Genomic DNA, 21,068 nt, shown 5'->3' on the forward strand with positions numbered 1-21,068 from the left:
TCAAGTAATGCGGGCATGGTACAGGCCAACCGAATTCCCGCTTGCAGACAGCATAATCTCCTGCGGATACTCGTTGGTCTGTCCCCAGAGCGTACGGCCGAAATCAAGCTTGTGATCGTGCGGGGTATGGCACAGCCAGAACACCTCATCGGTAATCGTGATTTCAAACCGCCTGCACGCATCGGGCAACCAGAACACCAGCGCTGCTTCACCTTGATAATAATCCTGAAACGACAAAACAGCGGGCTTGATGACAGCATCCAGACAATTTTCCGCATCCTCCGGTATCAGCAAATCCAGGTAACCATCCAAGCCACCGACGACCAAAACACAATTATTGTTGCTCGGCAAATCATCCGGCCAATGCCCATCTGCTTGCAGGAAACGGCGCAAGCTCCATATTTCCTCGGCGGCACAAATGTGATTGCGCGCCCGCGCATCCCACAGCCAGCTCATCCCGCGTCGTTGCCATACCGGATCGTGTAGTTGCTTCATGATTCGTACCCTCCATCATCATCAAACAGCGAACGCTGTTGCGGTGTTTGCCCGTTCTTCCGACGTGGCAGCCATTGGTTGAAAATCTTGCACGCTTTCATCGCCGCTTCGCGGGCCTCAACATCCGGGGCATAGTGCTGCATCCATTCCAGCAGTGGTTTGAGGGCAATATGTGGCTTGAAATTGTCGTTATTCAGAGTATCCAGCGCATTGATTCCGCTGCCTTCATGACAGGCACCCATCAGCATCAATGCCTGATCCAGATCCGCAGACAGGCGGTATTTATGCTTGCCCTTCCACGCCTGCGCGAAAGCAAGTGGCTGGGTGCGGGTAAAAATTTTCTTTGCTTCATCGCACCAGCCACGCTGCACAAAATCTTCCGGTGTGATACCAGTACCGCGCAGAAATTTCTGCACCTGATCACGCGGCAGCGCAGCAGATGTGCCGAAAATACGCAAGAATTGCCGCGTCATCGGCTCGACGTTACCCGGTGGCCAGTCTTGCACCTGTCCGGCATCTTCATCAATCAGCTGATTGATACCGAGCAGGGCTTCACCGATACTCAAGATGCGGCCTTCGTCCACGTACACCTTGCCGTAATGGCGCGAGAAATATTCCAGCGCCTTGCCCCGGCGGATCACCTGGATGTCCGCGGCGGGCAGACCTTCCTTGGCGTGGTTCTCCAGCATCGCCTGCAACTGGCGCACATCGGCCATCACCTCACGCCGCATCCGGCCCCAGCTCACGGGTTTGGGTTCTTCGGTGCGCTTGCGGCAAACGTGGATAATGTCGTACTCAATCTTCTGAGCGCCAAAAGACGCATTTTCGCCCTTGGTTTCGTCGGAGCGGATCGGATAGGTCGTTTCCAGATAAAAGCCCGCCTCAAACAGCGATTCCAGTACCGCCACCCACGGCTTATCCTCGCTGTGGTGGAAAGTGAAAGCGAGGATGCCTCCCGGCTTGAGGACGCGGTGTGCTTCGCGCCAGCATTGCGTAAGCAGGCGCTGATAGAAACCATCCGGGTCTTCCTTTCCTCGGTATGGATTAGCGACAACTTCCAGTGATTTGGGGGTGTAGTCGGCGCTGAAGTAATCGGGGTACTTGTCTTTCAACGCTAGACGCAGCCAGACGTAAAAGAAATCGGACAATTCTGAATATTGCACTAAGTCACCGAAGGGTGGGTCAGTGATGACCAGATCCAGGCTACCGCTGGCCAGTGATGCCAGCTCGGTGGAAGAACCACAGGACAACGTTGCCCCCTGCAATGGATCGGCAGGAAAGACCTTTTCGCTTTTGCCGCTGATAGCTGCCGCTAGCGCAGCATCTTGCCGTTGTAGCCCAGCGGCGCTGACCGCCTCCCACGGGAATTGCGCCCATTCACGACCTTCGAGAATGCCTTCGATACTGGAAACCCAGTTACCCCGCCCTAATGACGGGAAAACGCAGTTTTCCACCACATTGCTTTTGGGATGGTAGTTATTGTTGCTTAGATGTGGCGCCAAACAGTCACGACTAATATCCCAAAAACAGAATAAATTCTGGTTGCGCAAATACTGTTGAAATGCCCCCAAGACATATTCACGCACCGCCGGGTCGTATTCTCCCGTTCCCAAAATGGCTTTCAGCAACTGGGCGTGAACCAGCAACTGACGTTGGTTGAACATCGTCCACCAATGGGTGAAATGATGCCCTTCAACATCGTGAGGACCAATTTCAGCGCCTATCGGAATAAAACTTCTCGGCCAGTAATCTTTAAGATCGGCATCCTTGCGTGCCTCCCATTCGGCACAGGCAGCGTCGTATTGTCGTGCCAAGCAACTATCAAAGGAGGCAAAGAAGCGGCCACCATAGGGTCTGCCTGCTGCCGCGCGCCCGGGGGCATAGCCCTGCACCGCATAAGCGGCCATTGGCCCGGTTTTTCTGCTCGCTTTCACGCTTGCCAATACGTCCTGCACCGTGCCGCAGGCGGCGCAGGCATAGTGCGAACGCTTCGGCACCGTGCCCTTATCGGGCGCGAAGGTGACACCCGTATCCGGGTCGGTCACTTCATCCGGCAACGAGCCACGCACTTCCAGCAGGCGAATCTTTTTGGCACGTACTGCATCCCAGCGCGCAGTAGCCGCCGCATCGTCCTGTGCCGAACCACCGTAGGACTGACCGTTGGCATCCTGCTTTGCCTCGCCCACCAGCCATTGTGGATGCACCAGCAAGCTTAAATTCACTTTTTTGTTTTTGCCCTTGCCGAGCTTGATTTGCCCCTTCGTGCCGTCCAATACCAATCCGTCTTTATCCCGCAAAACTCCCTGCACGGTATCGCCGCAATGCGGACAGGCAATCTGCTTGCCGTCGAATACAACATAAGGTTTCTCGTCCGGTGTAACAAAGAGCGGTGCATCAGGTGCCATACGTGCGCTATCCGCTTCAATATCAAAGGACGCGCCACATGATGCGCAATCATGCTCCCAAGATTTAACCGTGAGCTTTTTAACCGCCATCACAGGGCTAGTCATGATCGGTGTGCGGTGACCGCAGCCCGTTACCTGACAGGGGCCGTGCTTGGCCCAGAAGGTGTAAATGATCTCCGGGCCTGCGTACTTGTAGTCCTTGCGCTGTTCACGCGGAATGGTGAGCGGGTCGAAATTGGCGGGCATCACCTTGTTGCTGGGCAGGTGCGTCCATTTTCCCTTTTCACCTTCCGGGCCGTCGCAGTAGTAGTACGGCATGATCTGCGGCTTGACCTCGGCTTCAATATCGGCAAGCAGCTTCTTCACCTGCTCCAGATCGACATCCGCCAGTTCCTGCTTGACCACGAACCACGCGACCGGATTGAGGTCGTTGCCGACCATCTGCATGCCAAGACGCGAACCTTCCACCAGGGTAGTACCGCCACCCATAAAAATATCCGCTACTCTCAGGTGCTTGAACGCCCCTTTCTTCTGGTGATTGGCATAGTAATTGTCCCAGACCAGTTTGGCCGCGTACGCAGGATCATCAGGTGCTTTGGTAGCCGCTGCGATCAGCATCGCGCGGAACACACTGGAACGCCGTCGTGCCCACCACTTCGACATCTGGTAGATCGGCTTGCCCGCGTTGCCTTCAATCACCGCCACCTGATTGACCGGCAGGATGGGAAAATCCACTTCCAGGCAGATCTTGGGACGGTTGGGGTCGTTGAAATCTACCGTTTCGAGCGCAACCGCCTTGCCTGCGCCGACGGCCTTGGCGACTTGTTGCTGGAGTAATTCTTTTTTGGTGGCCATTCAAATTTCCTTAGTTTCTTGTACACGGGATTGTCTGCGCATGTTTTCTACGGCGTCGACCAAATCAACTTTTGCCTTTGGCTCTGCCCAGCGTGTCCAGAAAGGGATCGTTGCACTGCGCGGTTCGTGTTTAGGCTTGACTATCTTGATGCGGGTTGGCAACAGGGTGGCATCACCTACGACCACTGCCTCTCCCACATCCAGCGTCGGCAGCACCTCCATCAATCCCTCCAGGCTTTCTGGCAAAAGCTGCTTGACCACCGCCTGATCGGTTTTGTTCGCCAAGCGCAGGCTGATGATATTGCTGCATTGGCTGAGAATGGTGGTACTGACATCCGAAGGTCGCTGGCTGACCACCATCAGTCCAACACCATATTTGCGCCCTTCTTTGGCGATACGCTCGTAGTTTTCCAGGGTGCGTTTTTCCATCGGTCCGGTAGAAGCCGCATTGCTTGGCAGATAGAGATGCGCCTCATCGCAAACGATAACAATCGGGTGGCGCGCATCGCCGTCTGTGCCGGGATTACTCCAAAACTGAATTTGGTAGATCAGTCGCCCAACCAAGCCTACCACTACCGGTAGGATGTCTGAAGGCACCTCGGAGAAATCGATAATCTTAATGCCGGGATTAAGATTGTCGCTAACACTGCCCGTGCCGAGTAATTTTTTCGCGAGTTCGTGCAGTGCCTCATAAGTCTCATACTCTTTCGGTGCTTGGTACATGAACGCATAACGACGGTCGTTCATCTTGGTTTTTAAGCGAACCAGGAAGCGAGAGAGTTTGCCGTTCAGCGGGCCTTTTTCTGTTTTTGGCTGTCCCTTCTTCGCGCCACTAACGTAATCCTCGCCTGTAGGAATCACTTCATCATTCTTTTGGTGCAAAGATTTCACCAAATCATCCAATTTATATGGCACTGGTGTATCGACTGAGAAGCCTTCAAGAAGTTCTGACTTGCCAAGTAAATCGATGGCAGCATGCTTCATCGTGATGATCGAATCCATCAGCGCAAGCGCCTGATTGGGGGCATTGTCCCCCGTTCGATCCACAAACACCGACTGCATCTCGTCATAGGTCAGCAGCCAAAAAGGAAGAAAAATCGCCCCTTCTTTTGGGGTCTCGATATCGCCAATTCCCGCGATGCGGTAATGCGAGGCGAACTTCATGCTCGAATATTCGCCGTGTAAATCAAGCACAATGATATTCGCGTGAGGTAATTGCGCAGATTGCTCAAGGATAGAGGCAACTGTGAAGGATTTCCCCGAACCCGTGCTGCCCAGTAGCGCGGCATGGCGCTGGAAAAGTTTGTCACCATCAATGTAAGCGCTGGCCTTGCCGTCCAAGGTGTAGGTACCAATCTTGAGCGGGGCAACCGCGTCTGTTTTGGACGACGCGCTTAAGATGCCCATAAAATCTTCAAGGGATTTTTCTTCAATGGGAAACACCGGCCGGTTGATTTCCGGCAGCGTAAATATTGCGCGCGTAAAAGTGTCCCTACGCTGTCCATCCCGAGAGCGATAGGTACCGACCAAGCTGATTGATAAGCCGTTTTCCTCTTGAGGCATGGCAGCCAAATCTGTCGGCGGTTCAACTTCAGGCAGCATTGTCAGTTCTACCGGATGCCGCCAAACCCGTTCAATAATACCGATCAGCCATTCATCCCCCATTGACTGGATAGCAACCAATCGACCAACACGCGCTTTTTGCAGGCGCTGACTGTCCGTTACCCGTACGTTGATTCGTGAGGTTTCAACACTGCGGACTTCGCCTAATGACTGCTCGTCAGCGAAATTGAAAATACTCATCGTCTCCTTACTCCACAAATTTTCTCAGAAAATTATCCAACTGCCAGAGCGGCTCTGGATGATGCAGCGTATCCTTATTCCAGCGACATACCGCTCCGCTATCCTCCCTGAACACGGCAATCACATGAGAGTGTTCGCTAAGTAGCTGTTCAATGTTTGAGGTAGGGTCTCGAGTAACAATCATTGTGGGCATACCTGATGCCAGCCTGTTTTTGATGACACCCTGCAAATGGTCGTCATTGAACCCAAATCCGATACACAATAAGGCCTCGGCCTTATTGAGCACCTCATTCATCTCGGTTCGCATCTCATCAAACAGCGTATGAACCAATGCATCCTGATATTTGGATGGGCCAGGTACGACAATGGCGCATTCTGCGGCTGAAACATTGTTGAGAACTTCTACCGGTCCCTTGTCCGTTGTCAACCAGCTGATTGAGCCGTGCGGTTTGTATAGACGAATAGTTTTGCAGGGGCGGTGTTCAATCTGCGACTGTCTTCTTTCAGGCACCAGCACCCGGCTGTATTGTGTCTGGAAAATCGGGCGAGATCGCAACTTGCGCCGACGGAATCCTGCAAAACCCGTATCCAAAGGAAGTTCTGCTAGATCGCAAAATAATTCCAGCAAGGTATCGTAGTTGGTTGTGATGACATGGATACTTTCCGCATTCTGCGGCGAACCACCGAACAGTCGCTTTAGAAGGCGTGATGGTGCGTGTCCTCCACCCATATTTTCTTCAAGTATTTTTACTTCGGCAGCAGCGGTAGTTTCCTGTATCAAACGGGCGGTTTCACTGCGTATAGCGGAAACAATTTCGGCACAAGCAGATGATCCCAAAGGGATATTATTTAATCCCGCTTCCAAGTTATCCTTGACCGCATCAATTACCTGTGTCCAAGCTGTTTTTGCTTCATTTGTAGTCAGCAGGTTGCCGATAGTATTCACCAAATGGTCTGCCAAACCCTCCATGCCTGGAAGGCCATAGCCACACGAGAAACCAGAGCCAATAAGCAGCACCGGCGTTTTTCGGAAAAAATTCTGGATATTCTCAAATAATTTGTCTGGTAATTCAGTGCTCTTCATATCTCTTTACTTCGATAGCTCAATGAAAGGTGACAACACTTCCAGCAGAGACAATCCCCCATGTGCCAAAGTAGGATAGCCACCTTGACTGGGCCATTTGCGGCGGCCAAGTGCCAACAGGTGTGTGCCGCTGTCATTGTTAATCTGCAATGCCACGGGGGGCACGAAGGGGCCGCAATCACCACCGCCCACCTTGCTGCGTCCGCTGGCAAAAGTCTGCTTGAGGAATGTCTTGGCTTCGCCGTCTGCATCCGGGAAAAGACCAGTGGCTGCATAGCCGTGATCGGAAGTAATGACCAGCCGCCGTCCGGTAGCAAGGCGTGCGACGAAGTGCCAAAAATCGTTGCTTGTCAGTTGTTCGGCTGCGTCCTTCGCAAGTATTTCCAGACCCTGTCCTGCGCCGGAGTCGTCGTGCAGCTTGGCATCGGGCCAGTGATGCCAGAAAATCTGGTTCGGCGCGTTGCTAATCAGCGCTTCGCAATCCTGCCACGGTAAATCCGCCGATTCGGTGTCGGCCTCCTGCAGTTTGTGCATCAATCTGCCGCCGTTATTCTGCAATTTGCTGCGGCTGGTAAAGCCGAGCACGCGGGCAAATGCGCTAGTCTCGCCAGGGAGCTCCGAGGCACAGGCTGCATAGTCATGCAAGGTGAAACCGTGTTGCGCCGCACCTTGCAGCAACCACGGCAATTCGCGCAACGAAAGACCATCCAGGATAAGCACGGCTTTGGCACCGAAAGGTTCTCGCCACCAGCGTTGCAGCCGTGCCGCTGTGCTTTCAATGTTGTCGGCAAAGCGCTGCCATAACTCCCAGCCGCAGGAAGACAGGAATAAATCCAGCTCGCCAATTTCACGGTCACGTCTGGTAATTTCTCCCGGTATATCGCCTATTTGCAGTGGCTTGTCGGCAATAGCGACGACATGGTCAACAATGGCACGCCAAGCGGCGTTATTCGGGCTTTGCAGCAGGGTATGCAATGTGTCATAAGTCAGTGCCATCAGTCTTCCTCTTTTTTAAGATCTAACGCAAAGGTCATGCCGTCAGGCAGCTTTTTGAGCAAGTTTTGCAATTGTGCACCGGTAAGCACGGCGATACGGATTGAGACATCGGTAAGCGGCGTGCCCGGGCCGATTCCCCAGGTGTCAAGCTTGCCCAGCAGGTTGATCGCCGAGGTGGCCGGATTGGTCAACGGGATCCATGCTTTGATTGCCCCTCTATCATCGTCAAAGATATTGCCCGGTATATTCGGCAGCACCGGGGATATAGCGGCAGGGACATTCCCGTCGGACCGTGATCCACCTTCATTCCCGGATGGATCATCCCGGGGGACAGCGATAGGCATGCTTTCGACCGCAACGCCGCCGGTAGCGGGGACTGCGGAAGGCAGCATGATGAAGACTTCCTCAAGATGGCGCCCCGTGAGCGGTAGCTTGGATTTCAAGCGTTCCCACGCATCGGCCTCTTCTTCTCCCGCTTTTGCTTGCAGATATTCCGCGCCCCGTACATTGATAACTATCCTGCCTCGCGCACACAAACGCAATAATCGCTCTTTCATCGCGGTTTCCCCCAACCAAGGGATGCAAGGTTCTTTACCGGGACGGGGTTCCTGTAATTCGCGTAATAATTTACTGAGCGAGGCATTGCCACGTGCATATCCCAGCACCAGATCATGAAAGTCCTCCGGGACAAACAAATCTTGACTTAACGCATTTTCGATAACGGCAGGAATCTGGCTCCCCTGTTTGTTGAGAGATTCGATACTGAACTCGCATTGTGCGGGATCAGCATTATTCCAGCGTAATAACACTGCAAAATGGGAGAAGCGCTTCTTGAGTTTATCGTGCAATGTGTTTTGAAATTCCCTGTGCAATTTCCTGTATTCGGGATTTGTATTGCTCCACTCCTGTGCCGTCATTTCGGCACGGGCGAGAATAAGCAGCTCCTTATCCAGAAAGGCGTTGCCACTATCTGCATCGGGTAATAGAAAGCGCACGGTATTGCGTCGCCGCTGTAAATGCTCTTTAAGCCAATATCCCAAAGTAGCATGGATTTTCTCCGGCTTTTCAGGTAATACCACAATGGGCAGACGGTCATCCCACTTATCGGGATGCTCCATTTCATCAAGCGCTGACCAAGGATCATTACGCCAAGATTTTGGCAGGGCAATGATGCGGAAAGCCCGGTTAACATCATCACTGCCGCTGATTACGTAACGTATCTGTCGGGCAAGCTGCCTTTCGTCACGTCCATCAGTAAACACTTTGTCGTTACGGGCATGAGCCATCAACTTGGCGCGAGGGTTCTCTTCTTCACGAAAAATCAGCTTGTTACCTTCCTGGTGGATGTTGAAGCTGTTCTCAACGATGGTTGCGAGTTCCACCTGAAAGCTGTTGTCGTCCACCCGTTTGTCACGGGTGATGTCCGCTTGCAAGACGGCAGGCTCTGCTCCGGCCAAATTACCCACGGCAATTGAACGCAACCATAGTGCACCGATAATTTCCTGTAGATGAGGAATGGTTTTGGCGTAGTCGGTTTGTGCTTCCTGTACAGAGATGATGTTTTGCCGCGCTTTGTCGCGCAGAGTACGATGGTGTTCGTTGGAGACCGAATCTAGCAATGTACCAATGCCGGAAGCATCGTCATTCAGCTGAAAATCAGCCGCAGTGAGCATTGGAACCTTCTCTCCATGATGCTTGTAAAGGTTGGCAAGAATCCTGATCAAATCACGCGTTTCCTGCGCGGCGGTTGCAATCAGCACCTGCTCTTCGAGCAAGCGGAGCAAATGTGGCGAATAAGGCCATGATTCGATGAAATCTTGCCGCTTACGCGCCTGTTCCGCCGGCTGTATATCAAGCAGGCGGAAATACTCAGACGTATGCTGCCCGATCAAGGAAGAGATGGAACCATCAGCAATATGCAGACGGTTCTCAAATAAGCGATGCAACAACATGCGCCGCCTGTCTTGCTGTATACGTTCGGCACTACCTCCTGCCTTGAAATCAATAACAACGGGATTGACACGATGCACTTGTTGGTAAGCTTCCGTATCGCCATTGCGTACCGAGATAACCAGCACCAGCAGGTCAGGGCGTTCTTTGGCGATCTCCGAAAGGATTTGCACGAAATTAAAAGCCCAATGTTTGTGCGGATACTGTTTGTTGTTGGTGAGGCTTTCGTACCACGTCTGAAATTCATCCAGCAGTAGCATTGTCGGCTCCTTCTCCAGTAGCTCGATGATGAGCTTGTCGGATGGGATTCCGGTTTTAGATGCGCCTTGGCCTTCCCATTTTCCCTTGATAAAAGCACCGTGCGGATGGTTATCAAACAGTATGTCCCATAAGAATTTATAGCGATTACGGTGCAGAATTTCGCCAATCACATGCATTTTTTTGCTACGTAGCGCAATTTCACCCATAGCGGGGGTATGCAGAATTCCCGCCCAATTGCTGAGCCATGCAGCAGTAGCATTAGGATCAGTAACAGCATGATAAAGTGCCGCCATCAAATGTGATTTACCGATCCCGCGCTCACCCATGACAGCAATTGGACGGCCGTTATCAGGACCCACTGCCTCTATACCTTTTAAAAGGTCGTGGGTGGGATAAGTAATTTCTAGAAATCGCTGTGCGGATATCTGTGTTGCACCGGTTTTAGAACCGTTGGACAGCTCAATGGCCGTTCCTTGAAGACGTGCACCTTGGAATTCTTCCCGCAATTTAAGACCGAGCATTAGTTGTAGTTCCTATTATTTGGTTAATATTGTTCACTACGGTATCAATTCGCTTGAATTGCAGTAGCGGCGAGAATTGATCATGACGATACGAAGCAAGGATACGGCAAACGCGCATCCATCGAAATATCCTCAGACCCCACGCGCTAAAATAATCCTACACCCCAAACAAGTCCCCCTCTATGGCTAAAACCTACTACGACATCCTCGGCGTCGCCCAGAACGCCAGCGCCGCCGACATCAAAAAGGCGTATCACCGCCTGGTGCGGCAGTACCACCCCGACATCAGCAAAGACCCTGATGCCGACAAAAAAACCAGCGAAATCAACCAGGCCTACAACACCCTGAAAGACCCGGAAAAACGCGCCGCCTACGACGCCGCCCTCGCCAACCCCTTTGCCGGACAGGCAGGCGACGCAGGCTTTGGCGGCTTCGACCCGCGTCAGGCGGGCGGCTACCGCGAATACCACTTCGACGACAGCCGCTTCGGCGACGGTCAGCCCTTCGGCAGCGGCGATTTCCGCTTCGACGACATCTTCTCCGCCTTCGGCCACGCACATGGCGGACGTACCCAGCGCCCCAGCGGCCCGGTCAAGGGTGAAGACCAGCACGCCGAACTCGCCATCGACATCGCCGCCGCCTACCAGGGCAGTGAGCGCAGCTTCAGCCTCGATATGCCGACCCTCACCGCGCAGGGCGAAATGACCTACACCCGCAAAACCCTGCACGTCAAAATCCCCAAAGGCATTATCGAAGGCCAGCAAATCCGCCTGCGTGGCCAGGGTCTGCCGGGATTTAACGGCGGCGAAAACGGCGATCTCTACCTGAAAATCCGCTTCCATGAAAACCCGGCGCACTACATCAAAGACCGTAAAGACGTGTACCAGCACATCCGCGTCATGCCGTGGACGGCGGCGCTCGGCGGCAGCCTGGAAGTCATGACCCCTGCGGGCAAACTGCACGTTACCATCCCCGCGAACAGCAAAAGCGGGCAGAACCTGCGCCTCAAGGGCAAAGGCATCCCCGCCAAAGAACCGGGCGACCTGTACCTCACTATCCACATCGACCTGCCGCAAGCAAACAGCGACGCCGACCGCGCCGCCTGGGAGCAACTGGCGGCACATTACGGCGCAAGAGGCTGAACCATGCACGACGAACACGACATCCAACTGAGCTACCGCGAAATCATCCGCGCCTGCGACAGCGACGACAACTGGTTTACCAGCATCATCGAAGCGGACATCATCCACGTCAGCGGCGACCCGCAGCAGGCCACCTACAACGGCTACCAACTGGCGCGCATTCGCCGCGCCCACCGCATCAGCCGCGACTTTGAAGCCAGCGCCCCCGCGACCGCGCTTATCCTGCAACTCCTCGACGAACTCGATACCCTGCGCAAGGGACAATATAATTAGGTGGTGGCCTGAAATGTATGCTGCTTAGAACGTGTTCATAATCTCTGCAACCATGGGAAAAGGCTGCCTAATGGCATTGGAACGTGAGCGGAATCATCTTGGCGCGGTACAAAAAGTCCTTGCCGACGGTGGCTACACAGGCAGAGCATTTGCGTTGTCGGTACAGGAGTTGATGGGTGCGGGGGTAGGGATTGCCAAACGCAACGGATTGCACCGTTTTGTGGTATTGCCGAAGCGGTGGGTGGTAGGGCGCAGTTTTTCCTGGCTGGAAAAGAACACAGGCGGCTTTGGAAAAACTGCGAGCGTAAGCTGAGTACCAGTCTGCAAATGGTGGTTTTGGCTTTCTTGGGAGTCCTGCTACGAAGACTATGAACATGTTCTTAGAATTCGAGCAGATTTGACAGATTCTCCCAACAGTGAAAACAAAGGAAATTTTCCTTCATATTTATTTGCCTGCACTATTGACAGATTTGCCGAGCATACTTTTTAGAACACCACCTATAATTAAATAGAAAAAAACAGTAGCTATCAAAATGGGGCTGTACTAGATTAGCCCTAAATTTCACACCAATCACGCAGCGTTTTTAGCTGCTGGGACGGCGTACCGAAGTTAAACCGAAATTCACGTTCTTTCAAGAACAGTGGGAAAGATTTGCGGTCAATGCCGTTGTATTTGCGCAGTACACGCTTCGCTTGGTTCCAAAAATTTTCAATGCCGTTGAATATGATTCTGGCGCTCGGCAAACGCTTTGCAATGGTTGATGCGGTGATGGATAAAACCGCTCACATCCAGTTTGTCATAACTGCTCAGGCTGTCTGTATAAACAATACTGTCAGGCATGATTTTCTTCTTGGTAACAGGTAGTAAGCTTTCAGATTTGGCATTATATACCACAACTGTATAGACCCGTCCGTTGCGTTTCAGAATGCCGAAGACAACAACTTTTCCTGCCGCACCGCGACCACGTCTGCCCTTGCGACGTCCGCCGAAATAGCTTTCGTCCAATTCGACAGAACCATCAAAAACTTCATCGGCAGCCAAGGTCAAACGATGGCTGATAACCATACGAATTTTGCGGTAGAACAGGACTGCTGAATTGGGATGGATACCCAAAATATCGGCGGCGAAACGTGCAGTAACTTCTAGCACAAAAAAACGGAGTAGTTCTTTCTGTACTTTTTTCTTTAATTTGCAGTGTGTTATCTTCATTTTCGGAGGGTAACATATCTGCTAATCTAGTACAGCCCCAAGAAATGGTACTAGGGGCTGTTGACATTATCGCAAGGCGATAACGGTAGCAGCCAGATAAATATTGGCGGAAAAGGATGTATCCGTCTTCTCTGCCCGCATGGCAACTTTCTTGAACTCTTTCAATTTACAGAAGAAATTTTCAACCAGATGCCGCCACTTATACATCTCCTTGTCATACTCGCGCGCCGCCTTACGGTTACTGCGCGGCAGGATGACCACTTTACTGCCGCGTTCTGTCAAATCCTTAACCAGCCAATCCACATCAAACGCCTTATCCGCCAGTAGTGCCCCAAATTCCCTGTCCCTAATCAAAGGTCCAACCCCGCAAATGTTATGACGTTGCCCGGGTAGCAGGCGGAATCTCACCAGATTTCCCAAGGCATCCACCAAAGCCAGTATTTTGGTGGTCATGCCGACTTTGGATTTACCTATAGCCTGATTCAGGGTCCCCCTTTTGCCCCCTGACCGTGGCGGTGGACTTTGACGATGCTGCCATCAATCATGGCATATTCCATATCCGCCTCACCGCTGATTTCCTCAAAGATTCTGGTAAAGCGCCCTGCTTTGCTCCAGCGGCGGTAACGCTGGAATACGCTGATCCATTTGCCAAATTCCTTGGGTAAATCCCGCCACGGGCTGCCGGTGCGGGCTATCCACAGCACGGCTTCTATAAACATGCGGTTATCGGCGGTTGATCCGCGATCGTTAGCCTTGCCCGTACACAAGGGCTCAATTCTTGCCCATTGGGCATCGGTCAGTATTAATCTTTCTTTCATAATCATATGATATGGCTTGGATATTACTTGTCAACAGACCCTAAGCACGACGGTAAACAAAATTATCTTTGCAGAGACTGCAATCGCCAATTTATTGGCGACCACAATTTGACTTATCCCAGATGCCCTCAGGAATAGATCGAACTATCCTCAAAATGCTTGTCCGCAATTGTGGCATTCGTGATATTTCTGAAATAACAGGATGCAGCAGGTACAAAGTTCAGAAGGTACTAAAAATATCGCAACACCATGTTCTTCCTAAGAAAAATCATTATGACTCTTTGGAAGTTGACGAGCTTTGGACTTTTGTTGGCAGCAAGAAGAACAAGGTATGGCTTATCTACGCTTATGACCGTAGTGACGGCGAGATAGTGGCTTATGCCTGGGGAAAGAGGGATATTGCCACCGTGAGGGAATTGGAAGCGCGTTTAAACGCGCTAAAGGTTACTTATGGGAATATCGTGATGGATAAATGGCAGAGTTTTGTTGAAATATTTGGTAGTGAAAAATCGAATATTGGCAAGAAATATACGGTGGGAATTGAGGGTAAAAATTGCCGTCTGAGGCACCGAATCAGGCGGATTGTGAGGAGAACCTGTTGTTTTTCGAAGGAATTGCTCTACCACTTCAAAATATTTGATTTGGCTTTTCACTACATTAACTATGGCTTTGTATGACCCAGCATACTTTTCAGACACCACCAAAAAGAGTTAGCATAATACAGTACCAACTCTTTTTCAGAATAATATAAAAAATTAGCGCTTGGAAAATTGGGTTGCTCGACGTGCTTTGTGCAAACCCACTTTTTTCCTTTCAACCTTACGGGCATCACGAGTTAGAAATCCAGCTTGACGTAATGGCGCTCGTAGTTCTTCATTATATGAACGCAATGCTCGCGCAATGCCATGCTGGATGGCACCTGCTTGCCCGCTAACTCCACCTCCATTAACCGTGATATAAAAATCAAATTTATCTTTTACATCAACTACCTCTAATGGTTGACAAACAACCATACGAGCAGTTTCTCGGCTAAAATATTCATGCAATGGCTTATTATTAATAATAATATTACCATTTCCGCGTCGAAGAAAAACACGCGCAGCGGAGGTTTTGCGGCGACCAGTAGCATAATATTGTTCTAACATATTACTTAATCCTCTTAAATTTCCAAATTAATTGGTTGCTGAGCTTCATGTTTATGTGATTCACCTGCATAAATTTTTAATTTCTTTAACACAGATCTCCCAAGCGGTCCTCGAGGTAGCATACCTTTAACAGCAATTTCCAACACCTTACCTGGCCTTTTCACTTGCATATCATGGAAATTAGCGTATTTTAAATTACCTATATAGCTGGTATGACGATAGTAAACCTTATCTTTATTTTTCTTCCCGCTTACATTTAACTTATCTGCATTAATAACTACAATATAATCACCTACATCCATATTCGGCGTAAACTCAGGTTTATGCTTACCTCGTAAACGTAAAGCTATTTCACTGGCAAGTCTGCCTAAAGTTTTTCCTGTTGCATCAATCAAATACCATTCACGCGATAGTGAATCAGGTTTCGCAATATAAGTTTTGAACATTGAAAGTACTCTCCGTACAATAAATCAAAGAAGGTTATTATACCCGAGCTTCTGTTATCACGCAATCTCGGGGGAAATACAACTTAAAGCCATCCTTACCGTTAAAGCGTGGCTTTCTTTATCATAAGTAATAATTGTCACATCGTTCATCCACATTTTTATATGGATACTCTCTTATGTTGCTCCATATCCTCATATCTCTTTTGCTCCCATTAATTTCTGTAAAATTATTATCTTGTGAAATTATTATTTTTCTAAACCTAGCTAATACTAGGCACATATGTACGCTCAACATATTCCGAATATCAACTCTGCACATGGAAATATGTGACTAAAGTTCTGCATCACTTGTATTCAAGAACTAAGTAAGTAGGTTTATCTACTGACACAGTTATGAATATATCAAATCTATAATTATTAATCCAAACGAAGCTCCTATTTATAGGAGCTTTAAATAGATTGTTTTTCTTTATGGTTGCTCTAAAGAAACATCTTATTTAGCGCTGACGTGCTTTTAGGCGCTTATCAGTCTTGCAAATAACAAACAGTTTTCCACGTCGTCTAACTACTTGACAATCACGACTACGATTTTTAGCTGATTTTAATGAAGATACAATTTTCATAAAAGCCCCTTAATTTTTTAACAACACAATTCAAATATTATTGCTATCTAACATTAGCAAATTATTAATACCCAATTAAAACCTTTTATTGCAAAGAATAATAATATTGTATTTTATAGCTTTTCATATCCCAACCATTTTTCTTCATTTTCCTTCTTTTACTTCTATGGCATCCTTAGATATTTCTTTTACATCCTTAGATACTTCGTTTGCATTAACATCAGACTGTGCTTGTTTATTATCAGGGGATTTGTCTTTTACTTCAGCCTCATTCTCATTTTTAACAACAAGCTCCTCACGTAATTTTTCCAAAGTAGCTTTACCGATACCTTTGACATTTGTTAGTTCATCAATATTTTTGAACTCGCCATGAGCCTCCCTATAAGCAACTATTTCGGCTGCCTTCTTAGCTCCAATACCTTTCAATTGCTGCAATTCTTCGACATTGGCAGTATTAATATTTACTGCCGCGAATACGCCTGTTGACAAACCAACAATTAAACTCAGCAGTATTTTGCAAATTTTATTCATAATCTTTGACCTCATACAAGCATAGAAAAAACGATACTTTTCCTCTTTGTTATAATGTTATAAATAGATAAACCCTAACAAAAAGTCAAAGTGACATCTTTATATTTTACATATTTTTACCATCCATGCAAGAACATCGTGTCCCGCCGCAAAGCAAACCGTCGTTCCTCAAGTTCAAGGCGAGTTCTCTTACCGCGCCTTTTCACGCATAGTCACACCAACCCAGCCAATCTGGTCTGTACGAAAAGATAAGTTTACTATCTTACTCTCTATGTTCTTCGTTACGCAAGCGCAAGCGTAGAGCTCTTTTTGAGATTCTTGCCAATCCTAAGGCCACGAGCACACTGCTTACAGTATTTGCCCCGCAGCAACCAGTGTAGCACGCAGCATAGCGCTGATGGTGTCCTGGCTGTACGCGATACCGGTACGCAGTTCGTCATCAATCATGAGTTGGACGTAAGCGACTGCCTGAGCGTCAGTGCTTTTGCTCATTGCGTGTTCGGCGTAGTTAGCAACGCTGATGATTTTGCCGCTGTGTTGCTGCAGGGCGTCAATGAAGGCGCTCATCGCCCCACCACCGTGGCCCTTGAGACTGATGCTGCGGCCATCAGTGCGGGTGAGGCTCGCTTCGAGACTGTGTTCTTGCCGTTCGATGCGGCGGATGGCATAGTCATCAAGATGTAGCGGGCTATCGTGCAGGTAGCTGCTTTCAAAGAGGGTGATGATGTCCTGGCTGCTCAGTTCTTTTTGGGTGCACTCGCTTTCTGTCTGCACTTTTTGCGCGAAGTCAATTTGCAGCCAGCGGGGCACGTTCAGACCGTAGTCGCGTGCAAGGATGTAGGCAACACCGCCTTTGCCCGACTGACTGTTGATGCGCACGACGTCCTGGTAGCTACGACCGATGTCGAGCGGGTCGATGGGCAAGTAAGCGATGTCCCAAATGCCATTTGGCGGTTTTTCCAGCGATTTTTTGATGGCATCTTGATGCGAACCAGAAAAGGCGGTGAAGACGAGTTCGCCGATGTAAGGATGACGCGGATGTACGGGCAGATTGTTGCATTCGCTGACGATACGCACGATGTCGTTCATGCGGCTGAAATCCAGACTGGGATCGATGCCCTGCGAATAGAGGTTCATCGCCATGATCATGACGTCCATGTTGCCGGTGCGTTCGCCGTTGCCAAGCAGGGTACCTTCGACACGATCCGCCCCTGCCATCACCGCAAGTTCGGAGGCGGCGACGGCACAGCCCCGGTCGTTATGGGTGTGCACGCTGATGGTGACGTGTTCGCGACAGCTGAGGTGACGGCAGAAGTATTCGATTTGGTCGGCGTAGAGGTTCGGGGTGCAGGCTTCGACGGTGTTCGGCAGGTTGAGGATGACTTTACGCCCCGCCCACGGTTGCCACACCCGGCAGACGGCTTCGCAAACGGCAACGGCGAAACCGGGCTCGGTCTGCGAGAAGCTTTCTGGCGAGTATTCGAAGATCCACTCGCTTTCCGGGTAACGCGCGGCGCGTTCTTGCAGCAGGGTCGCTCCTGCGACGGCTATGGCAGTGATGTCTGCCAGATTTTTTTCGTAGACTTTTTCCCGCTGCACACGCGAGGTAGAGTTATAAACGTGGACGATAGCGCGTTTGACACCGCGCAGGGATTCAAAGGTACGGTCAATAAGATGTTCGCGCGCCTGTACCAGTACTTGAATGGTCACGTCCTCAGGGATGTGGCCACCTTCGATGAGCAGGCGGGTGAAGTCGTATTCTATTTGTGAGGCGGCGGGGAAGCCAATTTCGATTTCTTTGAAGCCGCAATCCACGAGGAGCTGAAAGTAACGCAATTTTTGTTCGATGGTCATCGGGTCAATGAGTGCCTGGTTGCCATCGCGCAAATCAACACTGACCCAGATGGGGGCTTTGTCGATGATTTTATCCGGCCAGGTTCGGTCAGGAAGTGTGGGGGCAAAAGCAAAGGGGCGGTATTTTTTATAGTCAAAGCGGTTCATGGATAATGTCCTTTAGAAGATAGTGCGCGCATTGTAGTAGCTACCCGCGGTAGTTTTTCACTTTTTATCGCGCATTTTATCAGTATAATGAGCTAATTTAACCACTATAGGGATTTTTATGAGCGAAAATCACCTTTCCTTGGACGATACGGATCGCAAGATCCTGCGTATCCTCGCGGTCAATGGCCGTATTAACAATCTTGCGTTGGCTGAAGCAGTGAATTTGTCGCCAACACCGTGCGCACGGCGAGTCCGTCGCTTGGAAGAGGCGGGTATTATCGAAGGCTATCGTGCCGTTCTCAACCGCAATGCACTTGGTTTTGGTTTGAGCGTGTTTATCGCCGTCACCTTGGACAGTCACACACCGGAACGATTTGCCGCCTTTGAAGAAGCGGTTAAATCTTTCCCCGAGGTGGTGCGGATGAGCATCGTCACTGGCCGCGCTGAGGATTATTTGTTGCAGGTACTGGTCAGCGGCATGGAGTCGTTCGAATCGTTCTTGCTTGGCAAGTTGAGCCGCATTCCGGGCGTGATGCATGTGCATTCGAGTTTCGAGATGCGCAATGTTATTGATCGTCAAGCGCCGACCTAATGCCTTCACATAAGAAATAACCTAAATTCTCCAAGAGCGGGCATCAGGTGTAAACCCGCATGGTTATCCCGCTTGCCGCGCGCTGCGCCTACCTAGCTTCAATGCCGTAGCCCGCGTATCATTGACGCCGTCGTGGCACTGCCATAATTTTAAGAATTTAAAAGGTCGCCTATGCAAAAAAAAAGAATTGCCAATCTGGTCAAGGAAACGGCCGGATTTTCTTACGAATTTATCCGACACCCGAAAGGAATGGGCAGCATCATTCCTTCTTCCCGTGCCCTCGCCCGTGCCATGCGCCGCACCGCTCAGGATTATGGGCATCCGGAAAGCGTCGTTATCGAAGCAGGAGCCGGTAGCGGCGCAATCACCCGTGAGCTGGTCGCGCATTTTCCCCGCGAGCGCCTGATTATCAATGAACTCAATCCCCGCCTTGCCCGCCGTCTGCGCGATCGCTTCAAGGGTAACACCATCCGTCGTGGCGGCGTTGAGCAACTTGACGTCTGGACGCATTCGCAGCCGAAAACCATCGTCTCCTCGCTGCCCTTCCGCTCGCTGCCGCAGGAAATCGCGCACAGCATCGAATCCCTATTTTTTACCGCCCTGCGCGAAAACCCTGCCAACGTGCTGGTACAGTTTACTTACGGTCAGCGTTCGCCGCTACATCTGCCGCCGGAAGCGGATATTCAGGCAGAAAAAGTCAACTATGCTTGGCTGAACTTTCCGCCTGCGCATGTTTGGTTGTATCGCTGCAAGCGGCAAGAATCTTAGCATCCCCAAATCCGCCGTTCTGCCACCAAATCCCACGCACCCCGTATGAACAGCAAGCAGAAAAACACCCTCCTCCATCAGGTCGAACAATACTGTGTCAAACGCGGCGCCCGCCTTACCCCCATCCGCAAACAAATCCTCTCCCTTGTTCTCACCTATCCCAACGTGGTCAAGGCTTATGAAATTCTTGCTGACCTACGGAAAATCAAAAGCAACGCAGCTCCGCCGACCGTCTATCGCGCTCTGGATTTCCTAGTGCATATCGGCGTGCTACACCGTGCTGATTCGTTGAATGGCTATGTACTGTGCAGCCACTTCGGTGAAGAGCACACCAGCGTCATCCTGAACTGCACCACCTGCGGTGCCACCGAAGAGCTTGCAGCGGAAGAACCGGTGGACATCCTGCTCGCCTTCTGCCGTGAACGGGGCTTTACCGTGCAGGACGGTCCGCTGGTGCTATCCGGTGAATGCGTACGTTGCCATGCCGGGCACGCGCTAGCGAAAACCTCCAACCCATAGGATCTCCATGCAACACATCAGCGTTATCCTCGCCCATCCCTACACCCACAGCCTGAACGCCGCCATCGCCGCGACCGTGGTTTCGACACTGGAAAAAAATGGCTACGGTGTGCACTTTCACGCCCTTTATCAGGAAGGCTTCAACCCGCTCATCAGCGGGGAGGAACTGGCCGCAGGTAAGAGCGACGACCTCCTCTTACGTCAGCATCAAGAAGAGATTATCCGTGCGCACGGCATCATCATCGTCCACCCCAACTGGTGGGGGCAGCCGCCTGCTATCCTCAAAGGCTGGATGGAGCGTGTTCTGCGGGAAAACATCGCCTACACCCCTCCCACCGATGGCAGCGGCGGCGGTCTGTACTCCGGCCAATTGCCAGCCAAAGCGGCGCTGGTTTTCAACACCTCAAACACCCCCGCCCAGCGCGAACACGAGGTCTTCGGTGATCCGCTCGAGCGCATCTGGAAAGACTGCGTCTTCGCCTTCTGCGGCGTTCACACCTTCGAACGCCTTACGTTCGGGGTCGTCGCCGACAGCGACAAAGCAACACGGCAGCACTGGCTGCAACAAGCGGCGGAAATGGTCAACAAACACTTCCCTGCCACCGCATAAAACCCCGCCGCATCCCTTAT

20 protein-coding genes and 2 pseudogenes are annotated in these 21,068 nt (G+C 50.8%); 9 read left to right on the forward strand and 13 right to left on the reverse strand.

The window, feature by feature from the left end; translation table 11 throughout:
- From DY250_RS10975 to DY250_RS11000, 6 genes are read right to left on the reverse strand one after another with little or no spacing between them, the layout of a single operon-like run.
- Positions 1–495, reverse strand: coding sequence for a hypothetical protein (locus DY250_RS10975; RefSeq protein ID WP_115612325.1), 495 nt, complete (start codon positions 493–495; stop codon positions 1–3).
- Positions 492–3,755, reverse strand: a complete 3,264-nt coding sequence (locus DY250_RS10980; RefSeq protein WP_115612326.1) for a DUF1156 domain-containing protein — start codon at positions 3,753–3,755, stop codon at positions 492–494. The genes DY250_RS10975 and DY250_RS10980 overlap by 4 nt, the downstream gene beginning before the upstream one ends.
- Positions 3,756–5,558 carry an ATP-binding protein gene (locus DY250_RS10985; protein ID WP_115612327.1) on the reverse strand — a complete coding sequence of 601 codons (1,803 nt, stop codon included), beginning with the start codon at positions 5,556–5,558 and terminating at the stop codon, positions 3,756–3,758.
- A 7-nt stretch (positions 5,559–5,565) separates the two neighbouring features.
- Complete coding sequence (locus DY250_RS10990) at positions 5,566–6,642, reverse strand: SIR2 family protein (RefSeq protein ID WP_115612328.1); 1,077 nt, start codon at positions 6,640–6,642, stop codon at positions 5,566–5,568.
- 6 nt (positions 6,643–6,648) lie between these two features.
- Entirely contained in the window at positions 6,649–7,638 is a 990-nt protein-coding gene (locus DY250_RS10995) for a hypothetical protein (RefSeq protein WP_115612329.1), read from the reverse strand.
- Positions 7,638–10,370: a DUF499 domain-containing protein gene (locus DY250_RS11000; protein ID WP_115612330.1), complete on the reverse strand. Its 2,733-nt coding sequence runs from the start codon at positions 10,368–10,370 to the stop codon at positions 7,638–7,640. Before DY250_RS11000 ends, DY250_RS10995 begins: the two co-directional genes overlap by 1 nt.
- A gap of 182 nt (positions 10,371–10,552) precedes the next feature.
- Between DY250_RS11000 and DY250_RS11005 the strand changes: the two genes are divergently transcribed.
- The 3 genes and pseudogenes from DY250_RS11005 to DY250_RS11015 all read left to right on the forward strand — a co-directional run.
- The gene (locus tag DY250_RS11005) at positions 10,553–11,512 is read left to right on the forward strand and encodes a DnaJ C-terminal domain-containing protein (RefSeq protein WP_115612331.1); all 960 of its coding nucleotides are present in this window, start codon (positions 10,553–10,555) and stop codon (positions 11,510–11,512) included.
- 3 nt (positions 11,513–11,515) lie between these two features.
- Complete coding sequence (locus DY250_RS11010; RefSeq protein ID WP_115612332.1) at positions 11,516–11,785, forward strand: chaperone modulator CbpM; 270 nt, start codon at positions 11,516–11,518, stop codon at positions 11,783–11,785.
- Between the two features lie 58 nt (positions 11,786–11,843).
- A pseudogene (locus DY250_RS11015) lies at positions 11,844–12,157 on the forward strand (transposase); the annotation flags it as partial.
- Positions 12,158–12,340: 183 nt separating this feature from the next.
- Here the strand turns inward: DY250_RS11015 and DY250_RS11020 are convergent.
- Positions 12,341–12,995 (reverse strand): annotated as a pseudogene (locus DY250_RS11020) (IS1595 family transposase).
- A gap of 66 nt (positions 12,996–13,061) precedes the next feature.
- A protein-coding gene (locus tag DY250_RS11025; protein WP_115612834.1) for an IS5 family transposase occupies positions 13,062–13,816 on the reverse strand; the annotation gives its coding sequence in 2 pieces (ribosomal slippage) (positions 13,062–13,480 and positions 13,480–13,816; 756 coding nt in all).
- A 3-nt stretch (positions 13,817–13,819) separates the two neighbouring features.
- On the opposite strand from DY250_RS11025, the gene DY250_RS15150 reads away from it, so the two are divergent.
- Complete coding sequence (locus tag DY250_RS15150; protein ID WP_425455471.1) at positions 13,820–13,951, forward strand: IS1/IS1595 family N-terminal zinc-binding domain-containing protein; 132 nt, start codon at positions 13,820–13,822, stop codon at positions 13,949–13,951.
- Between the two features lie 17 nt (positions 13,952–13,968).
- Positions 13,969–14,490, forward strand: a complete 522-nt coding sequence (locus DY250_RS11030; RefSeq protein ID WP_172542347.1) for an IS1 family transposase — start codon at positions 13,969–13,971, stop codon at positions 14,488–14,490.
- A 78-nt stretch (positions 14,491–14,568) separates the two neighbouring features.
- On the opposite strand, the gene rpsI is transcribed toward DY250_RS11030, so the two are convergent.
- The 5 genes from rpsI to leuA form a co-directional block, all read right to left on the reverse strand.
- The gene (rpsI, locus tag DY250_RS11035; protein WP_040389178.1) at positions 14,569–14,958 is read right to left on the reverse strand and encodes a 30S ribosomal protein S9; all 390 of its coding nucleotides are present in this window, start codon (positions 14,956–14,958) and stop codon (positions 14,569–14,571) included.
- A 14-nt stretch (positions 14,959–14,972) separates the two neighbouring features.
- Positions 14,973–15,404, reverse strand: a complete 432-nt coding sequence (gene rplM, locus DY250_RS11040; protein WP_115612335.1) for a 50S ribosomal protein L13 — start codon at positions 15,402–15,404, stop codon at positions 14,973–14,975.
- Positions 15,405–15,901: 497 nt separating this feature from the next.
- On the reverse strand, positions 15,902–16,027 hold the full coding sequence (ykgO, locus tag DY250_RS11045) for a type B 50S ribosomal protein L36 (protein ID WP_083826208.1): 126 nt from the start codon (positions 16,025–16,027) through the stop codon (positions 15,902–15,904).
- 144 nt (positions 16,028–16,171) lie between these two features.
- On the reverse strand, positions 16,172–16,558 hold the full coding sequence (locus DY250_RS11050; protein ID WP_115612835.1) for a ComEA family DNA-binding protein: 387 nt from the start codon (positions 16,556–16,558) through the stop codon (positions 16,172–16,174).
- A gap of 348 nt (positions 16,559–16,906) precedes the next feature.
- Complete coding sequence (gene leuA / locus DY250_RS11055) at positions 16,907–18,559, reverse strand: 2-isopropylmalate synthase (protein ID WP_115612336.1); 1,653 nt, start codon at positions 18,557–18,559, stop codon at positions 16,907–16,909.
- A 118-nt stretch (positions 18,560–18,677) separates the two neighbouring features.
- Here leuA and DY250_RS11060 point away from each other — a divergent pair, with 118 nt between their 5' ends.
- From DY250_RS11060 to DY250_RS11075, 4 genes are all read left to right on the forward strand, one after another.
- Positions 18,678–19,151: an Lrp/AsnC family transcriptional regulator gene (locus DY250_RS11060; protein ID WP_006985715.1), complete on the forward strand. Its 474-nt coding sequence runs from the start codon at positions 18,678–18,680 to the stop codon at positions 19,149–19,151.
- Between the two features lie 171 nt (positions 19,152–19,322).
- On the forward strand, positions 19,323–19,919 hold the full coding sequence (locus DY250_RS11065; protein ID WP_115612337.1) for a class I SAM-dependent methyltransferase: 597 nt from the start codon (positions 19,323–19,325) through the stop codon (positions 19,917–19,919).
- Positions 19,920–19,964: 45 nt separating this feature from the next.
- Positions 19,965–20,438 (forward strand): transcriptional repressor, encoded by a 474-nt coding sequence (locus tag DY250_RS11070; protein WP_115612338.1) that lies wholly within the window; start codon positions 19,965–19,967, stop codon positions 20,436–20,438.
- Between the two features lie 7 nt (positions 20,439–20,445).
- Positions 20,446–21,048 carry an NAD(P)H-dependent oxidoreductase gene (locus DY250_RS11075; protein WP_115612339.1) on the forward strand — a complete coding sequence of 201 codons (603 nt, stop codon included), beginning with the start codon at positions 20,446–20,448 and terminating at the stop codon, positions 21,046–21,048.
- Positions 21,049–21,068: the final 20 nt, after the last annotated feature.

This window comes from Cardiobacterium valvarum (assembly GCF_900460955.1).
Taxonomy (GTDB): Bacteria; Pseudomonadota; Gammaproteobacteria; order Cardiobacteriales; family Cardiobacteriaceae; genus Cardiobacterium; species Cardiobacterium valvarum.